The sequence below is a fragment of the Echinicola shivajiensis genome, assembly GCF_018642165.1.
Lineage (GTDB): Bacteria > Bacteroidota > Bacteroidia > Cytophagales > Cyclobacteriaceae > Echinicola > Echinicola shivajiensis.
Window position 1 is genome coordinate 27,306 of the sequence record NZ_JAHHZM010000017.1, and the last position, 21,284, is coordinate 48,589.

Consider the following 21,284-nt stretch of genomic DNA (forward strand, 5'->3'; position numbering starts at 1 on the left):
GTTTTATTTTTGCGTCAAAGTGTAATTCAAGTCCGATTCGATTTTATTTTTGTTTCGATCTAAGAGTGTAAAATGAATGCCGTCTTTTTCTTGAAGAAAGGTTTTGAACTGCTGATCATTCTCATCAATTAAGCTAACTAGCATTGCTCCGGGATCTCCTTCCATGCCATAGCTCACTTCGTAGGTGCCACTGGTTTCGAAAGTTCTGTCACCCTCCGGAGTTCCTAGATAAGTTTCTTTTAGCTTGAATTCTCTTGTTACCTCATCAGGGTTGTTTTCAAGCTGCAGGACCATTTTGATGCCCTCACAGTCAGCACAGGGAATGGTACCTTCGTAGGTGTACCAAGTAGAGGTTTTTTGCTCTAAAATCTTATCAGCAGTAGAGGAAGGTGTTACACTACTAGTTTCTTGATTAGCAGTTTCATTGGCAGGCTGATCACAGGCAATGGTCAGGCTAAATAGCGAGGCAAGACCAAGTAGATAGAAACTTTTCATCTGGTTGTTATTTAAAGTTGACTAAATACTCTGGTAAGTTAGTCAAAATATCCTTTGTCATTTCTTCTAAACCATAGGAATGTTTCCATCCCCAATCTCGTTGAGCGGCACTATCATCAATGCTGTCAGGCCAGCTGTCAGCTATGTTTTGTCTAAAGTCAGGATTGTAACTTATATCAAATTTTGCTCCTTGGCCAATGATACAATCATATAGTTCTTTCGGGTTAAAACTGATTCCTCCAAGGTTGTAGCTAGACCTGATTTTGATGTTTTCAGCGGGAGCATGCATTAGATCAAGGGTGGCTTTGATCGCATCTGGCATATACATCATCGGAAGATAGGTGTCTTCTTTCAAGAAACACTCAAAATTTTCTCCTTCTATGGCTTTATGGAAGATATCCACGGCATAGTCGGTAGTACCACCTCCAGGCAATGATTTATAGCCAATCAGACCAGGGTATCTAATGCTTCTTACATCAACATTGTATTTCTGAAAGTAGTATTCACACCATCTTTCTCCTGCCTGTTTTGAAATGCCATAGACCGTATTGGGATCCATTACGCAATGTTGAGGAGTGTTTTGAAGAGGGGTGTTTGGACCAAAAACAGCAATTGAAGATGGCCAGTAGATTTTATTTAGCTTTTGCTCTCTTGCCAGCTCTAAAATAGACAACAAGCTTTCTATATTTAGCTGCCATGCAAAAAGAGGATTTTTTTCGCTAGTGGCCGAAAGGATGGCCGCGAGATGATAAATCTGTGTGATCTTCTCGCTCTTAACAATTTTTGCCAAGCCATCTCGATCCATCACATCGAGGGAGGCAAAGTTGCAATAATCAAATTTGTGCGCTACTGCCTCGTTGATATCTGTGGCGAAGATGTTCTCTCCACCATATATACCTGCTAATGCTTGGGTAAGTTCTGAGCCCAACTGTCCGGCTGCTCCGGTAATTAATATTCTTTCCATAATATTCCTGAGCGAAGCTAAATCATTTTAGCTTAATCTCTTTTAACGTTTAGGGTTTATATTGGTGTAAAATTAATAAATTCAATTTTACCATTTATAAATTATTTCAATTACATTTAGACGAAAGATTTCTCAAAGTAATAAATAGAATTTAAATCCAAATAAAAAATGTACGAAAGTTTGAAGGAGAAATTAGGAAAGGAACTGAAAGAAATTAAAGATTCAGGACTCTATAAGACTGAAAGAATCATTACTTCCCCACAGGGAGCTGAAATTTCCACAGAAGATGGAAAGCAGGTTTTGAATTTTTGTGCCAATAATTATCTGGGGCTTTCCAGTCATCCAAAAGTGATTCAAGCGGCCAAGGATGCTATTGATAGTCATGGTTATGGCATGTCTTCAGTACGCTTCATTTGTGGTACCCAAGACATCCACAAAGAACTGGAAAAGAAGATCAGTGAGTTTTTGGGTACCGAAGATACCATTCTCTATGCCGCTGCATTTGATGCTAATGGTGGTGTTTTTGAGCCACTATTAGGTCCTGAGGATGCCATTATTTCAGATGCCCTGAACCATGCCTCAATTATTGACGGTGTTAGGTTATGTAAGGCCATGCGTTTTAGATATAAGCATAATGATATGGCTGATCTGGAAGAGCAACTTAAAGCGGCTAATGAAAAAGGAGCGAAGCAAAAAATAATTGTAACTGATGGGGCCTTCTCTATGGATGGTACCATTGCTCAAATGGACAAGATTGTTGAATTGGCCCAGAAGTATGGCGCAATCGTTATGTCTGATGAATGTCACTCAACCGGTTTTATTGGTAAGACGGGTAGAGGTGTGCATGAATTAAAAGGTGTGATGGGTAAGATGGATATCATTACTGGTACGCTAGGTAAGGCTCTTGGAGGGGCTTCTGGTGGATTTACATCTGGAAGAAAAGAAATCATAGATATTCTTAGACAAAGATCAAGACCATATTTGTTCTCCAATACTTTGGCGCCGTCAATTACAGGGGCTTCGATAGCTGTATTTGATCTGCTTAGCAGCACAACTGAGCTAAGGGACAAGTTGGAGGAGAATACCCAGTATTTTAGAGAAAAAATGACCGAGGCAGGTTTTGACATAAAACCAGGTGTACACCCTATTGTTCCGATCATGTTGTATGATGCGGTATTGTCTCAGAAGATGGCGGAAAAGCTATTGGAAAGGGGAGTTTATGTAATAGGCTTCTATTACCCTGTGGTACCGAAAGGCCAGGCAAGAATCAGGGTTCAGATTTCTGCAGCTCACGAGAGAGAGCATTTAGATAAAGCCATTGAGGCATTTGTTGCCGTTGGAAAAGAATTGGATGTGATCAAGTAATAATAAAAAAGCAGCCTATTTTAATAGGCTGCTTTTTTATGCTTCAGCTGTGCGCTGTTTGAATTTTTTGTTTTCAAAAGGGCTGATATATTCAAATTTGTCATCAATATCAGTTCCTGTCAAATAAGCATTGATCATTTCTCTTACTTCTTGAAAAGAAAGATTGTGAAGTATATTGCCATTTTTGGCCATTGAAACCTGGCCAGTCTCTTCAGATACAATCAATACTAATGTATCAGTGGCTTCAGACATTCCTATTGCTGCCCGGTGCCTCAACCCAAAATGAGCAGGAAGCTCCTTCTCTGTTACTGGCAAAATACAACGGGCAGCTTTTACCTTTCCGTTATAGATGATGGCAGCACCATCGTGCAATGGGCTGTATTTGTTAAAGATGGAAATCAATAATCGTTTGGATACCACGGCGTCGATAAGGTCCCCACTATCTGCGTAGAATTTTAGCTCTGAATTTTTAGAAATTACTATGAGTGCTCCGGTACTTGTTCCTGCCAAAGACTTGGAAGCCTCAATGATCGGAGTAATATTAAAAGCCATGGTTTCCTTTTTTCTCCAGAATAGCAATTCCTGCAGTACATTTTCATTGGATAAGATGGAGGTCTTGCCAATGATCAACAGGAATTTTCTGATTTCAGGGGCAAAGAGGATAATAGCGGCAATTACCCCAACTCCCATGAACTGACCTAGAATGATGGAGAGTAATTCCATTTTGGCAGCATTGACCACTAAGTAAACCAGATAAAGAGATAGGAAACCCAAAAATATTTTAATCGCAACACTTCCCCGCATCAACTTATAGACTTGATAGATCAGCACGCTGACTAAGGTTATGTCTATAATGTTGACGATAGATACGTCTAAAAAACCTATTTTAAATAGTAAGTTCAAGGGTAAATGTTTTTATATAATCTTATAGTCTCTTTAGCTTCTTTTACATCATGTACTCTTAGGATCTTTGCACCATTAATCAGGGCCGCCATGTTAAGGGCTGTTGTTCCGTTTAAGGCTTCTTCAGGAGCAATCTCTAAAGTTTTATAAATCATAGATTTTCTAGAGACTCCTGCTAATATAGGGCTTTTAATAGACTTAAAATAAGATAAGTTTTTAAGAATCCTATAATTTTGCTCGATAGTTTTGGCAAAGCCAAAGCCAGGGTCAATGATGATGTCATGTATACCAGCTTCCCGGCATTGGTTTATCTTTTCACTAAAAAAAAGTAAAACTTCCTTTTCAATATTATTATACTCCGTTTTGCTCTGCATAGTTTCAGGATTTCCCCTCATATGCATACATATATAAGGAATTTTTAATTTCCCCACCGTCGGAATCATATTTGGGTCAAGTTCTCCTCCAGAAATATCATTGATAATATCAGCTCCTGACTCTACTGCAGCTTTTGCTACTTCGTGTCTAAAAGTATCTACCGAGATTAGAATATCCGGGAATCGCTTTTTAATAATACTTATACTCGGAATGACTCTTTGGATCTCCTCTTCGGTGCTAATGTTTACTGCACCTGGCCTACTGCTGTAGCCTCCAATGTCCAGAATGGCAGCGCCATCCAAAATCATTTTTTCTGCTTGAGCTGAGATTTGGGGTTCACTTTGACCGATTCTGCTATCTGCATAAAAAGAGTCGGGTGTCATGTTTAGAATTCCCATTACACAAGGATCTTCCAGTATTAGGAGCTTTCCTTTGATTTGAAGTGTTATTTTTGAGGGAAATAATTTATCTTCGATTTCTAAAGAAGACTTTGGAATATCTTTCATTAAATCAATATTGCTTTGAAAACGCAAACAGTAGGCGAATATAATCAAGTTATCACCCTTTGTAAAGAACTTTTTAAGAAGAAAACGATAGATTACGGAACAGCCTGGAGAATACTTCGTCTGCCCTCTATTACAGATCAGATATTCATCAAGGCTCAGAGAATCCGTTCCATTCAGGAGAAAGGTACACAGATGGTTAATGATCCTATTCAAGATGAATTTATAGGAATCATCAACTATTGTATCATTGCACTTATCCAATTGGATTTAAAGGATGACGAGCGGCTTGAACTGAGTTATGAGGAGTTACAGCCCCTATATGAAAAGTGGGTTGATGCTACCCGATCCCTTTTGGAAAATAAAAACCATGATTATGGGGAAGCTTGGAGAGATATGCGTGTTTCCTCTATAACTGATATTATCTTGATGAAATTATACCGGGTAAAACAAATTGAGGATAATCAAGGCAAAACCTTGGCTTCAGAGGGAGTGGATGCCAATTATCAAGATATGATTAACTATTCAGTTTTTTGTTTGATCAAGCTAAAGGAAGCGCAAAATGCTTAAAAAATTGATATTGAATTTGTTCCGCTTTTTAGTAGGGGGGCTGTTTATTTTTTCGGGACTTATAAAGGTAAATGACCCCGTAGGGACTTCAATCAAACTAAAGGAGTATTTTGAGGTTTTTTCTCATGATATAGCTTCCTTCTTCAAGGTTTTTATGCCTTTTTCACTTCCAATTGCTGTTTTTTTGATTGTGTTGGAAGTGGTTTTGGGAGTGATGCTAATTTTTAATTTTAAGAAAAACCTAACAGTAAACCTGTTATTGCTGCTTATTGTTTTCTTTACGTTTTTGACTTTTTATTCTGCTTTTTTTAATAAAGTGACAGACTGTGGTTGTTTTGGGGATGCAATCAAACTGACTCCTTGGCAATCATTTTATAAAGATATTGTTCTATTGGTCTTGATAGGGGTATTGTTCCTGTATAAGAAAGAGCTGACAGATAGCAATGGATTGGGCGCAAAAACAGCTGTTGTCATTAGTTTGTTAGCTTCTTTGCTTATATCTATTTATGCTATTAGGAACTTGCCAATTATTGATTTTAGAGCGTATAAGGAAGGGGTGAATATACCTCTAGCGATGCAGCCCTCTGGGACATTAGAATACCGTTATATCATGACTAAGAACGGTGAGGAAGTTGTTTTGGATGAGTATCCTACGGATGAAAGCTATGAGTTTGTAGATATGCAGCTTAAAAACCCGGAATTCTTACCAAAGATCTCAGACTTTGCTATATGGAATGATGATGGCGATTTTACCGATTTGGTGCTTGAGGGGAATAAAGTTTTGATTTTATTCAATAGCCTTGAGAAAATTGACAGAGACAAGTTGGAGATGATTAGCCCTTTGGTTCAGGAATTAAAGGGAGATATAGAGGTGGTAATCATTACAGCAAGCTCAGCTGAAGAGATGGAGCTTCTTATGAAGGAAAAATCCTGGGATGTCCCCTACTACTACGGGGATGCTACCGTCGTAAAAACGATGATCCGTTCAAATCCCGGCATAATGCTGATCCAAGATGGAACTATATTAAAGAAATATCATATCAATAATACTCCTCATCCAGAGGACGTGAAAAGTTTATTCACCCAATGAAGGAACATTCAAAGATCATTCTAATAGGTATGCCAGGCTCTGGAAAATCAACCCTTGGCAAAATATTGGCGAAACAATTAAATTTTGATTTTTATGATCTTGATGAGGAAATCGTTAAGTCAGAAGGAATGGAGATACCTAAGATTTTCCTTACAAAAGGAGAGGGGTATTTCCGGAGATTGGAAACAAGGGTTTTAAGTGCTATTTTGGATAAAGAGGATTCCTTTTTACTTTCCACAGGTGGTGGAGCTCCATGTTATAATGATAATTTGGAACGTATCAATCAAAAGGGAATTTCTGTTTATTTGGAAGTAGGTGTTAATGAACTCTTGCAGCGTTTGACTAAAAATGAGGCAGATAAGCGCCCTATGTTTCAGGGCTTGGATACCCCCGAAATCTCACAAAAGCTTCAGGATTTATTGACTGAAAGGGAAGAGTTTTATCAAAAGGCGAAAATAAAACTCAGTGGAGATGATATTACCACTGAGTTTCTGGTTTCTGAATTGATGACTTATTTTAGAAATTAAATCCTAAAGTAAGCATTCCTTTATTGCTTTTATTATCTATGGATAAAATGTCAGCACCAGGATATGGTGAATAATAGGTGTCGAACTGACTATGAACAAAGGCAAAGTCTACGTACATTTTAGCTAGTTTCACACCTATGCCACCTGTGTACTGGGCTTTGGTTCTGTCAAATTCAGTGTTTTTGTATGGATCGCCATAGAGTGCTGTGCCGGCTCTTAATCTTAGTATTTTTATCCTGTATTCTGCGCCAACTCTATAGTTCAGGACATTTCCTGCGGAATTATCAATTTCATCATTTGCTCCATCAAGCCTATAATCCGGTGATGAAAGGTGCATTGAACCATAGTTTAGATAATCAATATCCGCTGTAATAAATCCATTTTTATTGATAAAGAAAGCCGCACCTGCACTTAATTTAGTCGGTGTTCTTAGGTTAATTACAGAGTAGTAAATGTCACTTTGTGCAAATTCTTGATTTTCAGGATTCCCCTCCAAATCGAAAAATTCTGCATTTATGTCAGCATCAAAATTCTCGTCGTATCTGTACCAGGTAGGAGAACTAAAAGAGACCCCTAAATTGATCTGGTCGATGGGTTTGTAGATTAATCCAGCATTGAGGTTGATTCCTGTGCCATTATGCTGTAGGTTTTCTCTCAAAGAGTAATATAATGAGGTGTTGTCATTTCCATCAATAAATTCCTCGTTATAAGTTTTAAACGAAGAAAAATTAAATGAAGTAACACCTATTGATCCACCTAGGAACAGTTTGTTTTTATAATTGGTACCATATGCAAAGGTAATTTGGCTCAAGCTGCCCTCGTTTTCAATGAACTCATCTTGGAATGGGTAGATTGGATCAACAAAGTCGTCAGGCTCATAAGTGTAGTCAGAACGATAGAAATTGTTGCCATTTTGACCAATTATGCCGACATCAAGAGGTAAACCAGCTGGATCTCCCACTGGTGGTGCCCCAAACTCGTTATAGTCATCCACATAATAATCCAAGAGAGAATTCAGGCCTTGAATATTGGAGAAGTAACCATAAGAATTGTTGAAATTACTGATCCTGTTGATGCTGATACCAAAGGAATGACCTCTCCAATTGTCTCTGTTTAGTGGATCTTTCACAGTACTAAGTACTATACTCACGTTGGGAAGGGCAAAATTCCCTGTGTTATCTGATTGTTTTTGGTCTATGAAACTAGAATTAGATTGCCAGTTTTCATAAGAAGGGGTTAAGCTAAACTCAGACTTTCTGAAGAAGCCTAAACCGGCTGGGTTGCCAGAGATATTGGAAATGTCACCACCAAGTGCGAACTGGCTTCCGCCAAGTCCCATTATTCTTGCAGAGCCCGTCGCATTGAAATAACTGTAGCGTAATGCGTCATCAAAGGTTTGGGCTTTTGATAAATTGATGGATAAAACTCCTAAAAGGACTGAGCCTAAAATTGTCTTAATACTAATTCTCATAAATTTTTAAAATAGAAATCCCATCGGCCAAATGACTGGCCATTAAGTTTTATTGTCAGGATACTCGAATATTTTAACGAAAGGGATAGAAAAAGTTGTAAAAAAAGGGGGATTAATTTCCCCCTCTTCTTGAACCTCCTGAGCTTCTAGTAGCGCTTCCTGAGCTCCTGGAAGACGATGAGCTACTGCTTCTTGAAGGTGTATAGCTACTGGAACTTCTGGTCCTAGTAGGTGTTGAATACGTGTTATTGCTTGAACGACTAGGTGAAGAACTTCTATTGTATGATGGTGAAGAACTTCTGGTTCTGCTGCTAGGTGCAGAATAACTAGAACTATTTGATCTGCTTGTAGAAGGTGCTATTGACCTCGTTGAAGTACTTCTGCTTGGGCTGTATGCACTTCTTGTTCTTTCGCTGCTGCTAGGGCGTGTCATAACTGCAGAGTTCGCAGTCCTTCTGCTAGGATTAGCAGAGGTGATTCTACTTCTACCGTTAGTGTAATCGTTTTGAGATCTGTTGAAATCTGAAGAGGCTTTTCTGCTACTTGCATCCACCCTGTTCACTACGCTTCTTCTTGCATCAGTTCTAGATGCTGCAGGTGAAGTAGCCCTTCTTGAACTTGCAGAGGTAATTGTACTTCCTCTTCTTGAACTTGCGGCTCTTACAATCCTTCTGCTTTCATTTGAATAGATATTGTTGATAATGACAGGTCTGCCGTAATATCCGCCATAGTAACCACCGTAATATCCTCCGTAAGCATAGCTAGGACCCCAGAAAGGATCATAGAAAGGGCTATAATAAGGTCTGTATCCCCAAGGGCTTCCAAAACCAATTCCGAAACCAATGGAAAGGTTGAATCCTGGTCTGAAACCATATCCTGGGCCCCAGAATGGATCGTAGAATCCACCGAAGCCCAAACTAGGATAAAAGCCATAAGGACCTCCGTAGAACCCTAATGTACTGTACATCCATGGATTGGTGTTCCATGAACTGGAACCTTTTGGATTGCTGTAGCCATAAAAATTATTGTAAACATTGACATCACCTTCTCCTCCGGTATTGCCTTCTACAGCTGCATCATCAAAATAAACAATATCATCTGCGACGGTATCGTTTTGAACTTGATATTTTGCAATATATTCAGGATTGACATTTTTTGCCGAAAAACTTTCCTGAGTATATTGGTTTGAATCATCCACTTCAGAGTATTTACTGAAGTTATTAGGTGTATTGTTGGAAACCGCATTAGCAGTTACTACTGCATCATCCGAAGCCATAAAATACATGTCGTCTGATTCTCCATTCATAGCACTGTAACTACTGCTACAGCCAACCATTCCCAGGGCGGCAAGGAAACCAAGGTATCGATATGTGAAAATTTTATTCATAATAGTTTAGTTTACAACACTCAACACTATATACGTGCTCTTCGGAAGATGGTTATGATTTTTTAATTTATATTTGCTTCCCAAAATAGGAACTAAAGTTAAAGAGTTTTTTCAAAACAACAAATTATACAAATGAGCAAAGGTCTGCCAAAAAGAAGTGAGGATTACTCCCTGTGGTACAATGAACTAGTGAAAAGAGCTGATTTGGCGGAAAACTCCGCTGTGAGAGGTTGTATGGTCATTAAGCCCTATGGTTATTCGATCTGGGAAAAGATGCAACAGCAACTAGACCAGATGTTTAAGGATACTGGACATAGCAATGCTTATTTTCCGCTTTTTATTCCTAAATCATACTTGTCCAAGGAGGCAAGTCATGTGGAAGGTTTTGCCAAAGAGTGTGCTGTGGTTACTCATTACAGATTGAAGAATTCAGACGATAATAAAAGTGTGGTGGTAGATCCTGAAGCAAAGTTGGAAGAAGAGCTGATTGTCCGTCCTACATCAGAGACGGTGATTTGGAGTACTTATAAAAACTGGATTCAGTCATATAGGGATTTGCCTTTGAAGGTAAACCAATGGGCCAATGTGGTGAGATGGGAGATGAGAACCAGGTTGTTCCTAAGGACAGCAGAGTTTTTGTGGCAAGAGGGGCATACTGCCCATGCTACTCGTGAGGAAGCTATTGAGGAAACTGAACAAATGATGAATGTCTATGCCCAGTTTGCCGAAGAATATATGGGTGTGCCTGTGGTGAAAGGTATTAAGACAGAGAACGAGCGATTTGCAGGAGCGGAGGAAACGTATTGTATAGAAGCTATGATGCAAGATGGCAAGGCCCTGCAGGCTGGAACCTCCCATTTCCTAGGCCAGAATTTTGCAAAGGCTTTTGATGTGAAGTTTGCCACTAAAGAAGGCGGATTGGAGCATGTATGGGGCACATCCTGGGGGGTGAGTACACGTTTGATGGGGGCTTTGATTATGGCTCATTCGGATGATAAGGGTTTGGTATTGCCTCCTAAATTGGCTCCGATTCAGGTTGTAATTGTCCCTATATTTAGAAGTGAGGAAGAATTGCAAGCTATTGAGGAAAAGGCCCATGAGATCATGAATAAATTAAAACCTTTGGGCATATCGGTTAAGTTTGATCATAGGGATACCCATAAACCAGGTTGGAAATTTGCAGAATACGAATTGAAGGGAGTTCCTGTGAGGATAGCAATGGGGCCAAGAGATCTTGCCAACAATACCATTGAAGTAGCCAGAAGAGATACTTTGACCAAGGAGATGGTGAAGCTTGGAGAGGTTGAAATAGAAAAGTTAGTGGTGGAATTGCTGGATGAGATCCAAGAGAATATTTATCAAAAAGCACTTCAGTTCAGAGAGGAGAAAACTACCAAGGTAAATACTTGGGAGGAATTCCAGAAGGTATTGGAAGAAAAAGGCGGGTTTGTTTCAGCCCATTGGGATGGAAGCTCAGAAACAGAAGAAAAGATCAAAGATTTGACCAAAGCAACGATACGTTGTATTCCATTGGATCAGGAAGCAGAGGAAGGAAAGTGTGTGTTGACTGGAAACCCGTCTAAAGGAAGGGTGCTTTTCGCTAAGGCCTATTAAATTATATCTCCAGAAGTTAAGCTGCCTCAGATGGTTCTTCAGTAAGTTGATTTTGCTTGAAGGACCAGTTGAGGCAGTTTTGTTTTTTAGGAAGACGGTTTTCAAATTGGCGGTTTATCAAAATTTATTTTCATTTTATAATCCCGAAAAATCTCTCTATTTTCAACAAATCAATTTTTAATTTTTATGACTTGGGTAATCATTATAAGTCTTCTTTTAATTGGCTTGGCATTGGTCTTACTGGAAGTGCTTTTTGTCCCTGGAACTACCCTTGTTGGTGTTTTGGGATTTCTATTTAGTGGTTTGGGTATTTATTTTACTTTCCAAAATTATGAATCCCAAACTGCACTTATGGTTCTTGGAGGTACTATCTTGGCAAATGTAATCGTGGTGTTTTATGGGTTTAAATCCGGGGTTTGGAAGCGATTTTCATTAAAAGATACGATTTCTAGCCGAACTTATGATGATCGATTGGAAGGATTGCAGGTAGGACAAAGGGGCAAGACCATTTCCGATATCAAACCATATGGCAAGGCAGAGTTTGGAGATAAAATATATGAAGTCAAATCCAATTCAGGTTTTATCTCAGCTGGGGCGGAAGTGGAAATACATCAACTTGAAAACAATAGAATTATCATTAAACAATAAACTATGGAATTTTCTAATTCAGCACTCATCTTAGTTGCAGCCTTTGGAGGGCTGATATTGCTATTTATTTTTCTCTATTTTGTTCCAGTCAACCTGTGGATTACGGCAATTTTTGCCAATGTGAAGGTGGGAATTGGGGAATTAATCGGAATGCGAATCCGTAAAGTGCCGCCAAGTATTATCGTTAATTCATTGATTACTGCAACCAAAGCTGGACTTGCTTTGACTACTAATGAGCTGGAAACTCACTATCTAGCAGGTGGGAACGTTCCCAATGTAATTCGTGCGTTAATTTCGGCTGACAAGGCTAATATAAATCTTTCTTTTAAGCAGGCAACAGCAATTGACCTTGCGGGTAGGGATGTATTCGAGGCTGTTCAGATCTCGGTAAACCCAAAAGTGATCAACACTCCTAGTGTTGCGGCTGTTGCAGCTGATGGGATTCAGTTGATTGCCAAAGCTAGGGTGACAGTTCGGGCAAATATTGCTCAGCTTGTGGGTGGTTCTGGTGAGGATACCATCCTGGCAAGGGTAGGAGAGGGAATTGTTACTTCAATTGGTTCAGCCAAAACTCACAAAAGCGTTCTTGAAAATCCCGATAAAATTTCCAAGTTGGTACTTGAAAGAGGCTTGGATGCAGGGACTGCTTTTGAGATCCTATCCATTGATATCGCAGATATTGATGTAGGAACTAATATTGGTGCGAAGTTACAAATTGATCAAGCGTCTGCTGACCTTAAAGTAGCAGAGGCAAAGGCTGAAGAAAGAAGGGCAATGGCTGTAGCCCTTGAACAGGAAATGAAAGCCCGTAATGTGGAGATGAGAGCGAAAGTAGTAGAGGCAGAGGCAGAAGTGCCAAAGGCTATTTCTGAGGCCTTTCGCAGTGGAAACCTTGGTATCATGGATTACTATAAGATGGAGAATATCAAGTCTGATACAGAAATGAGGGATTCCATTGCAAAACCTGACGAAGGAAAGAAAGGAGACAATAAATCCAAAGGAGAAAAATAACTCCTAAGATCCTATTTTGAATTTTAAAAGAAAGGCGCTGAATTTGAATTCAGCGCCTTTCTTTTTGGATTACTTATTCCGTTTTTTCTTCTTTTTCCCGTTAGGTTCTTCTATTACAGGTGGGATATAAATGTCTTCAGCCAGTATTTTATTCGTAGCGTTGTCTACCAAAATGGCTTGGTAGTAAATCGGCAAGGCCAATTCACCGTTTTCTTTTAATATTCCGAATTTGTTGTTCTTCTGTACAATGATTCTATCGTAGCCATCTCTTCTGACAGATTGAAAACAGGGAGAACTGATTTCATGACCTAGCGGATCAATTATTCCATATAGGTTGTTTTCTTCAGTGATGTAATAATAGTCATCCAAAAGTGAGATGGTGTTGTAGTAATCTTGAAGGAGAATTTTTCCAGTTTTGTCAATTAGGTTAGACTTTCCATTTTTCTTAACAATGGCCAAACCTCTATTAAATTCGCCTACTTCATCAAATTGATAAGGAATGACGAGTGCTCCACTGCGGTCTATATAGCCCCATTGATTGCCAGTTTTTATACCTGCAAAGCCTTCTGAGAATTTGTTGATTTCATCAAATTGAAAAGGGATTATCAAATTTCCACTTCTGTTTACAAAACCGAATTTTTGATCTTTTACAGCCCCGAATAGATCTTCTTTTCCTGGGTAAATAGCAGTGACTCCATCCATCGGCACTACTCTCCATACTCCTTTTTGGTCAAGCAGTCCTACCTTTCCATTCTTGAAGTACACATTATAGTGTTCTGGATCTTTACGGACAACCTCTTTCATGCCTACTATGTCCAAAAGGATGCCGTCTTTTTTCATGACCCTTCTCAGTTTTCCGTGTATATATTCCAATATGACATCATCTTCTAAGCTAATTTTATGATAGCTGCTGTAACGAATGTCAGCATCATCTTCCAAGGCCTTGATCAACATGTATTGGTTTTCGTTATAGCCATAGAAATACTCGCCTTCCAGATGGTACAAGCTATCCAAAATAGGTTCGAGAATGTATTTTCCCTGTCTGTTAATCATGCCAAAACCGGATGGTTCATGGGAAATGATCGTTCCATTGGATACCGAACTTAAGCTTTGATAAATCTGATTGGGATTCGGAGAGAGAGGTAGTAAGTAACCTGAAGGGATTTTAGCTATTACTTGTCCGTTTTGGGCGATGAATGCATTTTGGAAATTCCCTAAAGATTGAAATTTCTTACTGCCTATATCATAATGGAAATAGGTGTTGCCTTTATTGGCCAATAACTGGTTATAGTGGGTGTCAATATGGTCATATTCCGGCTTGAGTATTTGTTCCCCATATTCGTGGTACGCCCCAAATTTACCCTCATTGGTTACAATGATCCATGGGTTGAGGTATTGGTATATTTCAGCCCCTTCCAGTTCAATGAAAGGTTCATAGCTATGATTGAGAAGTTTTAGCTTTTTGTCTTTGTCGCTTACCCGAATGGATTCGCCCAAAAGGAAAATATGGTCGTTATTGATTTTTTGGACCATATTATACTGCTGATCATATACTTCGTAAATCTGGGATTGACAAAGATTGATACTTATTAAAAACATTGAAATGGCCAAGGCCCATTTCCCATAAATGCTCATAGATGCTTACTTATTAATATAGAATTCCTAAAAGTATTAGGAATGTGCGTATTTTCAAAAAATGTTTATTTGTGTGGTAAAAAAATCATGAAACAGGTGAATAGACTGATGTGTTTTTGAGCCTGCCCACCACACAAAGGAAGATGAATATTAGTGCTTGGTATTTATTTTTTCGAGATCAAACAAATCGGAGATAATGTCAATCATCTCTTCAGCTTGGTCTTTTTTACATGCTGCTCTTAACTGTACTACTGGTACTTTTATGACCTTTTGCATCATGCTTTTAGTGATCTTGTCAATGATAGCATATTCTTTCTCGCTGGCATTTTTCAAGTAGCGTTCAAGCTCCTCTTTTCTGATTTGCTCAAGCGCATTTTTTAGCTTGTTAATGGTTGGGGAAACCATCATTTCTTTTTTCCAGTCGTAGAATTCCTCAATACTTTGTTCAATGATACTTTCCACCTGAGGTACGGAAGCTAATCGTTTCTCAAGAGCTGCGGTAGCTTTGCTTTGGATATTGTCTACATTATAAAGCAATACGCCAGGGACATCTTCAATCGTCGTTTCGATACTTCTTGGTACTGAAAGGTCAACAAATAGTTTATAACTCTTAATGTCTAATTTTTTGGCTAGCTCCTTGGTGATGAAAGGATCTTTTGTTGAAATAGAGGATACGATTACATCAGCAGATTCCATGGCTTCATAGACTTCATCAAAAGGAATGACCTTGAAGCCTAATTCTGCTCCCATATTCTGGGCTTTTTCAAATGTACGGTTGGTTAAGGTTACTTCCGCCTCAGGAAGGTAAACCATATTTTTGGCTACATCCTCACCAATTTCTCCCAGACCCATTAATAGGATTCTTGGGTTTCTAGTATTCGAAGTAAGTTCCTCTATCAACTCGACAGCAGCGTATGAAACCGACGCAGCACCATCACGGAATGCAGTTTCTTGAACTACTCTTTTGTTGGTGAAGAAAATAGTGTGCATCAAGCGGTGTAAAAATGGACCGGCCATTTCTTCATCTGCAGCTGCTTGATAAGCTCTTTTTACTTGATTGGATATCTGCATGTCTCCCACAACTTGTGCTTCAAGTCCCATTGATACCTTAAACAGGTGTTCGATGGCTTTTTTATCATCATTGATGATAGTGAAGAATTCAAGATACGAGACGATATTGTGGACACATTTTTCAGATCCGATCAATTTGATGATCTCAACACTTAAGTCAAGTTCATGCGCATAGTACACCTCTGTCCTGTTACAGGTAGATAAGATAAGGGTGTCTTTCACATTGAAAAACTCCTTTAGCTTTACCAGAAGTGATTGAATGGCCTTATTGTCTAAAGCAATGATTTCCCTGATTTCTACAGGGGCATTTTTGTATGATAGACTTATGGCTCTAAACTTATGCTGCATTATTTAAGTGTTATTAAACTGCAAATTTATTACAGAATAGGCACGAAATGAATTATTTCAGCTTCCTCTATGTAATTTAAAATCTGTCTAAATAAGAAGCGTGGTTTTTTATTCCTAATCCAATGCAATAATGCTAAATCTTTGAAAATAATTCCAATACATTTATATTATAGGTGATAGTCAAATTCTATCATAACTCCAATTTATTGTTTTTTAGGGAGGTATTATTTCAATTAAAGGTTATTTTTTATGAGGAAGAGCATTTTTTATTTCTTGAAAGCCTATCTAGGTTTTACAAAAAGAGAATCGAGGGGATTTTTATTAGTAGTTCCCTTATTGTTTATTCTTGCTTGGATCCCGAGTGTTTTGGATTGGTATTGGGAACGTGATGCCAAAATTAAATATGAAGAATACTTGATGATGGTAAAACGGAAATCGGATAATGTGTTCATTAAAAATTCATATCATGATAGAGAGGATGGAAAGGAGAAGGTAGCCAACAAGAAAAGTGTTATTGCCGATACTGGAAGATGGGAAAAGCCCAAACGTGAAGGAGAATTAATCAATAAAATTGATTTTTCAGAAGCCGATTCTTCTCTTCTTCAGATTGTTCCTGGTATTGGGAATACCTTGGCATCCAGGATCGTTAAGTACCGAGAGCAATTAGGTGGGATGCATGAAAAGTCCCAGCTTTTAGAGGTTTATGGCTTAAAAGAGGAAGTCGCTAAAGGAATTTTTGAATATTTTGATTTCAATCCACTAATAAAAAAGAAGATCAACTTAAATCATGTTACGGTGCGGGATTTGTCAGCTCATCCATATGTGAAATACGGAGAGGCAAAAGTAATAATCGCCTATCGTGAACAGCATGGCCATTACCAGTCCTTGGATGATGTACTCGATATTAAGATCTTTACCAAGGACTGGCTGGACAGACTTAGGCCTTATTTGACCCTTTCAGAATAATGGAATTGATCAATAAACTTTTTCGCCTCCAATATAGGTGGACTTTACTTTCAGGTTTCTTAATTCTGTTTCAGGTGCGGTCATTATATCTCTTTCTAGTACAACAAAATCTGCCAGTTTTCCCTTCTCAATACTTCCCTTTAACCTTTCCTCAAAATTGGCATAGGCGGCCCAAATGGTCATCCCTTTAAGTGCATCTTCTCTACTCAATTTGTTTTCTGATTGGAACCCGTCTTCTGGCCAATCATTAGCATCTTGTCTTGCCACTGCAGCATGGAATCCAAATATAGGATTAATGCTTTCTACAGGGAAATCACTGCCCAGTGCAATTTTGCCGTTTTGCTCAAGAAGATCCTTGAAAATATAGGCAGTTTTTATTCTATCCTGTCCTAACCTGTTCTCTGCCCAATACATGTCAGAAGTGGCATGTGTAGGTTGTACTGATGGGATAATATTGTATTCCGCGAATTTGATAAGGTCTTCTGGGCTGACCACTTGTGCATGTTCAATTCTCCATCTGAGGTTATTTTTTCCTTTCAGAACTTTGGCATATATATCCAATAAGGTTCTGTTGGCAGAATCTCCAATACAATGGGTGTTCATTTGGAATCCATGCTCATAAAGTTCTTCAGCAGTGTTCAAAAAGTTTTCATAGGTATTCAGCAAAATGCCAATTTCATCTGGTCTATCATGATAGGGAGCTAAAAGAGCGGCCCCTCGTGATCCAAGTGCACCATCACCATAAATCTTAAAGCTTCTAATGGTTATAGATTCGTTTTGATAGGGGCCTCTTTCGAAATAATACGCTTTATTCTCCCTTGTGGGGTTGATCATGGCATATATTCTCATTTTAAGTTGTCCCGAATTTTGCATGGACTCCATTAAATCAATGGTTCCTTTGTCTATTCCAGCATCGACTACTGAAGTAAGGCCTACTTCAAAGCAGTTTTTCTGTGCATCCAGTAATGCTTGACGCGACTCTGCTTCACTAATGGCAGGGATTTTAGCACTAACTATTTCAATGGCATTGTCCACTAAAAGCCCCGTGGCCTTTCCATTGTTTAGGATTACCTTTCCTCCCAGGATTTGTGTGCTTTCATTGATACCTCCCATGTCCAAAGCTTTTTGATTGGCAAGTGCAGCATGTCCATCTATTCTGGTTAATAAGATAGGTGTGTTTGGAAAGGCTTTGTCAAGTGCAGATTTATTGGGAAAGGTTTTTTCCTCCCATTGGTTCTGATCCCAACCTCTTCCGAGAATCCAAGCCTGATTGGGGTGATTTTTTCTGTGTTCCCTTACCCGGTTGAACATTTCTTCTGGAGATTTAACACCAACGAGATTAATGACCTTTAGACTGGTTCCATATCTGTAGAAATGGGCGTGGGCGTCTATAAAGCCTGGGTAAATGAATTGTCCGTTGAAGTCATATATATTGGGGGCCTCATACCTTTCCAATATTTCACTGTTTTTTCCTATATCTATGAATTTTCCCTCTGAAATAGCCAGGGCTTCAGCTTTTGAAAAATCTTGATCAACCGTGTAAATGACCGCATTATGGATGATAAGGTCTACCTTTTGTTTTTCTTGGCAAGCAAAAAGTAGTAAACAAAGGTTCGCCAATAAATATTTTGCTGTAGATAAATTCATTTTTTACAAGGTTAGTTTTATTTCCGTTTTGAAGCAGTGATATTTGTAGCATGACAGCAGCTGATTACCCTTTTTTGAATAAACCACTTAATTTGCCTACAACTGACTTTCAAATTTCTTCTGAAAATGGAAAGTTATGTGTTTTTGATTCATTAAGAAAGAAATATTTGGTTTTGACTCCCGAAGAATGGGTAAGACAGCATATCATTTTTTATTTAGTTGCTTATAAAAAGTATCCTAAAAGTTTGTTTTCCCTTGAAAAGGGAGTGAAATATAATAAGCTGAACAAGCGCTTTGATATTTTGGTACTCAATAGGCAAGGTAAGCCCTTTTTCTTGGTTGAATGTAAAGCCCCAGAAGTGAAGTTAAACCAAAATGTGGTAGAACAGGTATGTGTCTACAATAAGACCATTGGCGCAGAGTTTATGGCGATCAGCAATGGCATACAACATATCTGCCTTCAGTATAATCATACTACTGGCTCCTATAAGCAGATCCAAGAGTTTCCCGATTTTATCTAGTGGGATTATAAACTTCTATTTCATTATCTATCATGGAGAAATTGGTTCCTTATGAAGGGGTGATGGGAATTGTTGTGTCCAGTCAATTTGGGAGAATGTTCGTTTATATAACAGATTTTTCCTTTGTCTTTTTGTTAAAGAAATAAAACGAAGAAAAATAGTAAATAAATTGAAAGAAAAATTTAATTGTATACTTTTTTATTGTAAATTGTGCCATGTCTCCTTTTGATAAACTTGTTTTTCGAAAGCGTTAAATGTAGCAAGCTTGTACTCTGAATTTCCAAAATGGATTTTCTGATTAAAAGGAGCGAAAAAAATCTTCATGCGGTTAATTGGTATTGAAAAAATCCCTGGATATTTCAGGGATTTTTTTTGTGCCATAATATTTCACAATTAAAGGACTGGAACCTTTATGGAGGGGCTTTGGTCTTTATTGATTTTATCGTGTTATTTGAGCTTCAGCATAAGTGTTAGGTTTTATGTTTTTATATAAACCATTGGGAACAGGTAGTTTTTTGATTTGAAGAGATTTATTAGAAATGGAGAAAAAACTTTACAAGGATCAAATGGGCCGAGAGGTAAAGATTGTCAAGCAACCAAGTCGGATTATTTCACTGGTGCCATCGCAGACGGAATTATTGATAGACTTGGGCTTATCAGATCAAATAGTGGGGCTTACCAAATTTTGTGTTCATCCCAAGGAGCTAAAGCAGCAAAAGACAATTATTGGTGGGACCAAGAATTTTAGGTTTAATACTATTCGTTCCCTTCAACCCGATTTGATCATTGGCAATAAAGAAGAGAACTATAAAGAGGGGATAGAAATATTAGAAAAGGAGTTTCCTGTTTGGATGAGTGATATATATGACTTGTCCAATGCTTATGAAATGATGGAATCCATAGGGGAGATTACTGGCAGTGGGAAGGCTGTACAAAATTTGGTAGGCGAAATTAAATCCTCATTCCAAGATTTGGAAAAGATTAAAGGTTCTGTATTATATCTTATTTGGCAGGATCCATTTATAGGAGCTGGTCAAAATACTTTTATAAATAATATGCTGGAAATGATAGGGTTTAGGAATGTGCTCGGAGGGGAAAGGTACCCAAGTCTTCAAATTCAGGATATTGAAGACCTGGACCCGGAGTATATTTTGCTAAGTTCTGAGCCGTTTCCCTTCAAAGAAAAACATATGGACTTCTTTAAGGATAGGTTCCCAAATGCCAAGCCTGTTTTGGTAGATGGTGAAATGTTTTCCTGGTATGGTAGCCGTTTACGGTATGCTCCGGTTTACTTTAATTCTTTAAAAAACAGTTTGAATTAACTTTTGAAATCTAGGATTTCCCCGATCTGATTGATCTTTTTCATGCTTTTACGAAGATCTTCGAATTGCTCATAGGCTAAAAGGTCCCTGAACTCAGTTAGATTTTTGATATAACCATTAAGGGCTTCAAGTACATTGTCCTTATTTTCTTGCAAAATAGGAGACCACATTTCTGGAGAACTTTTGGCTAATCTTACAGTAGAAGCAAAGCCACTTCCTGCCATATCAAGGATGTTTTTATCATCCTGCATTTTGTCAAGCACTGTTTTTCCTAGCATAAAAGAGCTGATATGTGAAAGGTGGGAGACAAAAGCCAGTTGATTATCGTGGTCATGAGGTTCCATGAACCTGATTTTCATGTTCAAGGCTTCAAAGGCCTTATAGGCCTTTGCTTTAAGGTGGAGATCGGTTTTTTCCATCTCGCAAAGGATCATGATTTTCTCCTTTAACAAATCAGGAAATGCTGCTTGGGGGCCAGAGTATTCCGTACCAGCTATAGGATGTGCGGCAAGGAAGTTTTTTCTCTTGGGATGATCACTAAGGCTTGTACATATGTTTTCTTTGGTTGAACCAAAATCCATTACTAGGGTTTGGTCGCTCACTTTGTCCAATAAATCTTTGAGAACTGGAATAATAGTATTTACTGGAATGGCCACCACAACGATATCGGTGTCTTGGTCAGGGCTTTCCTTTACCTCATCGATGATCCCTAGTTTGAGCGCCTGATCCAGGTGGGTTTTATTATGGTCCATACCCGTAATAGTGAGGTCGGGAAGTACTGATTTTAAGCCCAGTGAAAATGAGCCGCCCAAGAGGCCAAGTCCTATTATATGTATTTTCCTCATGCTTCT

The 21,284-nt window shown here is 38.6% G+C and carries 20 protein-coding genes; 10 read left to right on the top strand and 10 right to left on the bottom strand.

Translation table 11 applies throughout. From position 1 onward, the window contains the following. Positions 1-3: 3 nt before the first annotated feature. Positions 4-495 (bottom strand): copper resistance protein NlpE, encoded by a 492-nt coding sequence (locus tag KMW37_RS19470; protein ID WP_215226314.1) that lies wholly within the window; start codon positions 493-495, stop codon positions 4-6. 7 nt (positions 496-502) lie between these two features. Further along, complete coding sequence (locus KMW37_RS19475; protein ID WP_215226315.1) at positions 503-1,459, bottom strand: NAD-dependent epimerase/dehydratase family protein; 957 nt, start codon at positions 1,457-1,459, stop codon at positions 503-505. Positions 1,460-1,627: 168 nt separating this feature from the next. Here KMW37_RS19475 and kbl point away from each other — a divergent pair, with 168 nt between their 5' ends. Beyond that, a complete protein-coding gene (kbl, locus tag KMW37_RS19480) occupies positions 1,628-2,824 on the top strand; it encodes a glycine C-acetyltransferase (protein ID WP_215226316.1) in 1,197 nt (398 codons plus the stop codon). A 36-nt stretch (positions 2,825-2,860) separates the two neighbouring features. On the opposite strand, the gene cdaA is transcribed toward kbl, so the two are convergent. Together cdaA and folP are read right to left on the bottom strand one after the other, a co-directional pair. Next, positions 2,861-3,727, bottom strand: a complete 867-nt coding sequence (cdaA, locus tag KMW37_RS19485; RefSeq protein WP_215226317.1) for a diadenylate cyclase CdaA — start codon at positions 3,725-3,727, stop codon at positions 2,861-2,863. Further along, on the bottom strand, positions 3,724-4,608 hold the full coding sequence (gene folP / locus KMW37_RS19490; RefSeq protein WP_215226318.1) for a dihydropteroate synthase: 885 nt from the start codon (positions 4,606-4,608) through the stop codon (positions 3,724-3,726). The genes cdaA and folP overlap by 4 nt, the downstream gene beginning before the upstream one ends. Positions 4,609-4,623: 15 nt before the next feature. On the opposite strand from folP, the gene KMW37_RS19495 reads away from it, so the two are divergent. Genes KMW37_RS19495 through KMW37_RS19505 form a run of 3 tightly spaced genes read left to right on the top strand, consistent with a single transcriptional unit; the run spans position 4,624 to position 6,792 of the window. Beyond that, entirely contained in the window at positions 4,624-5,175 is a 552-nt protein-coding gene (locus tag KMW37_RS19495) for a DUF1599 domain-containing protein (protein WP_215226319.1), read from the top strand. Further along, entirely contained in the window at positions 5,168-6,265 is a 1,098-nt protein-coding gene (locus KMW37_RS19500; RefSeq protein WP_215226320.1) for a BT_3928 family protein, read from the top strand. Before KMW37_RS19495 ends, KMW37_RS19500 begins: the two co-directional genes overlap by 8 nt. After that, positions 6,262-6,792: a shikimate kinase gene (locus KMW37_RS19505; RefSeq protein WP_215226321.1), complete on the top strand. Its 531-nt coding sequence runs from the start codon at positions 6,262-6,264 to the stop codon at positions 6,790-6,792. The genes KMW37_RS19500 and KMW37_RS19505 overlap by 4 nt, the downstream gene beginning before the upstream one ends. On the opposite strand, the gene KMW37_RS19510 is transcribed toward KMW37_RS19505, so the two are convergent. Beyond that, the gene (locus KMW37_RS19510) at positions 6,782-8,263 is read right to left on the bottom strand and encodes an OmpP1/FadL family transporter (protein WP_246581573.1); all 1,482 of its coding nucleotides are present in this window, start codon (positions 8,261-8,263) and stop codon (positions 6,782-6,784) included. The two genes, KMW37_RS19505 and KMW37_RS19510, sit on opposite strands and share 11 nt — an antisense overlap. A gap of 112 nt (positions 8,264-8,375) precedes the next feature. Then, the gene (locus KMW37_RS19515) at positions 8,376-9,650 is read right to left on the bottom strand and encodes a hypothetical protein (RefSeq protein WP_215226322.1); all 1,275 of its coding nucleotides are present in this window, start codon (positions 9,648-9,650) and stop codon (positions 8,376-8,378) included. A gap of 132 nt (positions 9,651-9,782) precedes the next feature. Here KMW37_RS19515 and proS point away from each other — a divergent pair, with 132 nt between their 5' ends. From proS to floA, 3 genes are all read left to right on the top strand, one after another. After that, on the top strand, positions 9,783-11,264 hold the full coding sequence (gene proS / locus KMW37_RS19520; RefSeq protein WP_215226323.1) for a proline--tRNA ligase: 1,482 nt from the start codon (positions 9,783-9,785) through the stop codon (positions 11,262-11,264). Positions 11,265-11,450: 186 nt separating this feature from the next. Next, entirely contained in the window at positions 11,451-11,912 is a 462-nt protein-coding gene (locus KMW37_RS19525) for an NfeD family protein (RefSeq protein ID WP_215226324.1), read from the top strand. 3 nt (positions 11,913-11,915) lie between these two features. Continuing rightward, entirely contained in the window at positions 11,916-12,923 is a 1,008-nt protein-coding gene (floA, locus tag KMW37_RS19530; protein WP_215226325.1) for a flotillin-like protein FloA, read from the top strand. A 69-nt stretch (positions 12,924-12,992) separates the two neighbouring features. Here the strand turns inward: floA and KMW37_RS19535 are convergent, their stop codons facing one another. Both KMW37_RS19535 and hemA read right to left on the bottom strand, forming a co-directional pair. After that, positions 12,993-14,558, bottom strand: a complete 1,566-nt coding sequence (locus tag KMW37_RS19535) for a WG repeat-containing protein (RefSeq protein WP_215226326.1) — start codon at positions 14,556-14,558, stop codon at positions 12,993-12,995. A 150-nt stretch (positions 14,559-14,708) separates the two neighbouring features. Further along, positions 14,709-15,977 (bottom strand): glutamyl-tRNA reductase, encoded by a 1,269-nt coding sequence (gene hemA, locus KMW37_RS19540; RefSeq protein WP_215226327.1) that lies wholly within the window; start codon positions 15,975-15,977, stop codon positions 14,709-14,711. A 249-nt stretch (positions 15,978-16,226) separates the two neighbouring features. Here hemA and KMW37_RS19545 point away from each other — a divergent pair, with 249 nt between their 5' ends. Next, positions 16,227-16,943 (top strand): ComEA family DNA-binding protein, encoded by a 717-nt coding sequence (locus KMW37_RS19545; protein ID WP_215226328.1) that lies wholly within the window; start codon positions 16,227-16,229, stop codon positions 16,941-16,943. Between the two features lie 9 nt (positions 16,944-16,952). On the opposite strand, the gene KMW37_RS19550 is transcribed toward KMW37_RS19545, so the two are convergent. Next, a complete protein-coding gene (locus tag KMW37_RS19550; protein ID WP_215226329.1) occupies positions 16,953-18,590 on the bottom strand; it encodes an amidohydrolase in 1,638 nt (545 codons plus the stop codon). Positions 18,591-18,640: 50 nt separating this feature from the next. Here KMW37_RS19550 and KMW37_RS19555 point away from each other — a divergent pair, with 50 nt between their 5' ends. Together KMW37_RS19555 and KMW37_RS19560 are read left to right on the top strand one after the other, a co-directional pair. After that, positions 18,641-19,111: a type I restriction enzyme HsdR N-terminal domain-containing protein gene (locus tag KMW37_RS19555; RefSeq protein ID WP_215226330.1), complete on the top strand. Its 471-nt coding sequence runs from the start codon at positions 18,641-18,643 to the stop codon at positions 19,109-19,111. A 539-nt stretch (positions 19,112-19,650) separates the two neighbouring features. After that, on the top strand, positions 19,651-20,433 hold the full coding sequence (locus KMW37_RS19560) for an ABC transporter substrate-binding protein (RefSeq protein WP_215226331.1): 783 nt from the start codon (positions 19,651-19,653) through the stop codon (positions 20,431-20,433). Here the strand turns inward: KMW37_RS19560 and KMW37_RS19565 are convergent. Then, positions 20,430-21,278 (bottom strand): prephenate dehydrogenase, encoded by an 849-nt coding sequence (locus KMW37_RS19565; protein ID WP_215226332.1) that lies wholly within the window; start codon positions 21,276-21,278, stop codon positions 20,430-20,432. The genes KMW37_RS19560 and KMW37_RS19565 overlap by 4 nt on opposite strands. Between the last annotated feature and the right edge of the window lie 6 nt (positions 21,279-21,284).